Below are 2,882 nucleotides of genomic sequence, written 5' to 3'. Positions count from 1 at the left end.
TCCCCGGAACCCAATAGACCCTTTAGGCTTTGCGGGTTTTTAAAATTTACAAGTCCGGATTCTTCTAATGGGTTAATACTGATAACACTACCGCCATTCCCCTTACATTTTTCAAGTGCGGAGAGCATCCTGGGATGGTTGGTCCCCGGGTTTTGTCCCGCTACAATAATCACTTCTGCGCCATACAAATCTTCCAGTTTTACAGATCCCTTTCCTATTCCCAGTGTTTCAGACAGGGCCACCCCGCTAGATTCGTGGCACATATTGGAACAGTCGGGCAAATTATTGGTTCCAAAGGCTCTTGCAAACAGTCCGTATAAAAAAGCCGCTTCGTTACTGGAGCGTCCCGAGGTATAAAAAATAGCCTCATCAGGGCTATCTAAATTATGTAACTCATTTGCAATAAGCGCAAAGGTTTCTTCCCATGAAATAGGTGTATAATGCACGCTTCCTGCTCTTAAAACCAAAGGTTCGGTAAGCCTGCCTAATGCGTTTAGTTCATAATCGGTTCGTAAGGACAATTCTTCTACGGAGTGTTTTTTAAAGAAATCAGCTCCAATATGTGAAGCAGTAGCTTCATCAGCCAGGGCTTTTGCGCCATTTTCACAATACTCGCCTAATTTGGATGGTTTTTCAGGATCTGGCCAGGCACAACTGGGGCAGTCAAATCCCTCTTTCTGATTCATATGCAATAAGGTTGTCATAGCACGGACAGCCCCCATTTCCTTAAAGCTGTGCTTCATGGCGGCCACAATCCCTTCCATCCCGGCAGCGTAGGGCTTGGGCTCGGTTACTTTGATCTCTGAAAATGCATTTGGTCCTCTAACGCAAACATTTCTTTTAGAGTTGTTTTTTATCATATACTTAAAGTAATGCTTTAGGGTTGGGATAATTGTCGGACTGATCCTCCAGTCGCTCATCCAGGCAGGCAAAATCCTTTTCTAGCAAGAGGGACAAATTGCGATTGTCGCCAAATTCCATGGTTTCACTAAAACCAACCTGCTCTGTACGGTGCCAATTATTTCCAAGAGATCTGGGAAGATTCAGGGTAATGGTATTGTTCTTAAATTGGGCTGTTAGCTGTTTTGAGTCCTTTACCAGTTTTACAGCGTATGTAAAAACTGCGGTATCAAAAATGGTCTGACCTTCTATATACCCCTTGGTACAAAGTGTATTTACCTCTGAACGGGTAAGTCTGAAACGCAGGGCATTGTCTAAAATCCTAATCTTCATGGTCGTACTGAATATCTCTTCCTAAATGTACAACATATTCGGATTTATACATCTTAGAGTTACTAAGATATTAATAAGAGAGGAAGCTGACGAAAGTCATAGGCGATCTGCCTGGCAGAGGGGAATTTTGTACTCAAAATTGATGTAATTATGACAACTAAAAACATTTCTCAAACCTCCCACGCCTCCAACGCAGTTTACGGATTAGGCCTTATAGGGGCTGCAGTGTACTATATTCAAATGGCCACGAGTTTCTGGGCCGGGGTAATTGGGATTATTAAAGCGCTCTTATGGCCGGCATTTATTGTTTATGAAGTCTTAAGACATCTTGAATTGTAATCCACTTCCCTCTTGCTGTTATGATTTAGGTCTTAAATCACCCAGTAGACCACGGGTAATTTTTTCCTGAAGATTACTGGCTCCTTCTTTTTTGGTAATCTTTAAATTATTCTCTTCAATAGTGGCTTCCAAACTGGCCATAGACAAATAAGTGGCAATAGGGATTCTTTGAGAACCAATGACATAGCTTTTAAAAAACCCCATTTGATCCATCCCGCTTAAACTTGTCAGGACCTCTTGTAACTCTATTAGTGAATAATTATTTGTAGTTTTAATTAAATCAAATTTATACGCCATGAAGAATTTAGTCAGAGCCATTGTTGCTGCAATTGGCGCAAAAAAAATAGGCGGTGGACGATGCGGTTGTATCGGAACCGTTGTAGTATTTCTTATACTTTATTGGCTGCTGGGCTATGTTTTTGAGATATTCTAGATGCCATTCTACAATATAATTCCTTTAGTTCCTTTCTCCCTTATACTATTCTTACTTGGGATTAATGTACTTTTGCCCGATGGTAAAAAAAGAGCAATCCCAAATAGAATTTGTGGCCCTCATGGCCGCTCTTATGTCTATTGCGGCCCTGGCTTTAGATGCCATCTTACCAGCCCTTGATATTATTGGAATTGCAGTAGGCGTTACAAATCCTTCTAATAACCAGTTTCTAATTCTATTTTTCTTTCTAGGTCTGGGCGTAGGACCCTTGTTATTTGGCCCTATTTCAGACAGTATTGGCCGTAAACCCGTTGTTTATATGGGTTTTGGGCTTTTTATTTTTGCCAGTTTGCTTTGTGTTTTTGCACCAACCTTCGAACTAATGATCACAGGGCGCATTCTGCAGGGCATTGCATTGTCCGCGCCACGCACCATAAGCATTGCTATGATACGCGATATGTACAGTGGGGATTATATGGCCCGGATCATGTCATTTGTTACCGTAGTGTTTATTATTGTTCCCATCATTGCTCCTGCCATGGGAAAATGGATCTTAGACTTTTACGGGTGGGAGGCAATTTTTCATGTACAGATTTTTTTCAGTATACTGGTTTCGTTTTGGTTTTGGAAAAGACAACCCGAAACATTGATCCCTGAGAAAAGAACGTCCTTTCGAGGGCGGGTTTTTATTGATGGGTACCGCGAATTGTTAAATTACAGGCAAACCATGTTGTTTACTGTTATCTGGGGGTTTATTACCGGCTCTTTTTTAGTATACCTGAGTACCTCACAGCAAATTTTCCAGGAGCAATATGCCTTAAAAGAATCTTTCCCCTATATTTTTGCGGCTCTGGCAATTACTATTGGTGTTGCCACT

6 protein-coding genes are annotated in these 2,882 nt (G+C 41.4%); 3 read left to right on the top strand and 3 right to left on the bottom strand.

Going from position 1 to position 2,882, the window contains the following annotated elements; genetic code table 11:
- Both Q0X66_RS15660 and Q0X66_RS15655 read right to left on the bottom strand, forming a co-directional pair.
- Nucleotides 1–860, bottom strand: an 860-nt coding sequence (locus tag Q0X66_RS15660; protein WP_297708025.1) for a molybdopterin-dependent oxidoreductase, incomplete at its 3' end; no start/stop codon positions are given.
- Nucleotides 861–864: 4 nt separating this feature from the next.
- Nucleotides 865–1,233, bottom strand: coding sequence for a hypothetical protein (locus tag Q0X66_RS15655; RefSeq protein WP_297708023.1), 369 nt, complete (start codon nucleotides 1,231–1,233; stop codon nucleotides 865–867).
- Between the two features lie 150 nt (nucleotides 1,234–1,383).
- On the opposite strand from Q0X66_RS15655, the gene Q0X66_RS15650 reads away from it, so the two are divergent.
- On the top strand, nucleotides 1,384–1,572 hold the full coding sequence (locus Q0X66_RS15650) for a hypothetical protein (RefSeq protein ID WP_297708021.1): 189 nt from the start codon (nucleotides 1,384–1,386) through the stop codon (nucleotides 1,570–1,572).
- A gap of 18 nt (nucleotides 1,573–1,590) precedes the next feature.
- On the opposite strand, the gene Q0X66_RS15645 is transcribed toward Q0X66_RS15650, so the two are convergent.
- Nucleotides 1,591–1,869, bottom strand: a complete 279-nt coding sequence (locus tag Q0X66_RS15645) for a hypothetical protein (RefSeq protein ID WP_297708019.1) — start codon at nucleotides 1,867–1,869, stop codon at nucleotides 1,591–1,593.
- Between Q0X66_RS15645 and Q0X66_RS15640 the strand changes: the two genes are divergently transcribed.
- Both Q0X66_RS15640 and Q0X66_RS15635 read left to right on the top strand, forming a co-directional pair.
- Nucleotides 1,868–2,005, top strand: a complete 138-nt coding sequence (locus Q0X66_RS15640; RefSeq protein WP_297708017.1) for a hypothetical protein — start codon at nucleotides 1,868–1,870, stop codon at nucleotides 2,003–2,005. The two genes, Q0X66_RS15645 and Q0X66_RS15640, sit on opposite strands and share 2 nt — an antisense overlap.
- A gap of 79 nt (nucleotides 2,006–2,084) precedes the next feature.
- On the top strand, nucleotides 2,085–2,882 hold a 798-nt coding region (locus Q0X66_RS15635), incomplete at its 3' end, for an MFS transporter (protein ID WP_297708015.1).

This window comes from uncultured Eudoraea sp. (assembly GCF_947260015.1).
In the GTDB taxonomy this organism is placed as follows: Bacteria; Bacteroidota; Bacteroidia; order Flavobacteriales; family Flavobacteriaceae; genus Eudoraea.
Note: the sequence above shows the minus strand (reverse complement) of the source record. Positions and strands in the feature narration are given on the sequence as shown.

Excerpts from the sequence above, each read along its gene's own strand:
- Q0X66_RS15655 (WP_297708023.1), bottom strand. The coding sequence starts at position 1,233 with ATGAAGATTAGGATTTTAGACAATGCCCTGCGTTTCAGACTTACCCGT.
- Q0X66_RS15650 (WP_297708021.1), top strand. The coding sequence starts at position 1,384 with ATGACAACTAAAAACATTTCTCAAACCTCCCACGCCTCCAACGCAGTT.
- Q0X66_RS15640 (WP_297708017.1), top strand. The coding sequence starts at position 1,868 with ATGAAGAATTTAGTCAGAGCCATTGTTGCTGCAATTGGCGCAAAAAAA.
- Q0X66_RS15645 (WP_297708019.1), bottom strand. The coding sequence starts at position 1,869 with ATGGCGTATAAATTTGATTTAATTAAAACTACAAATAATTATTCACTA.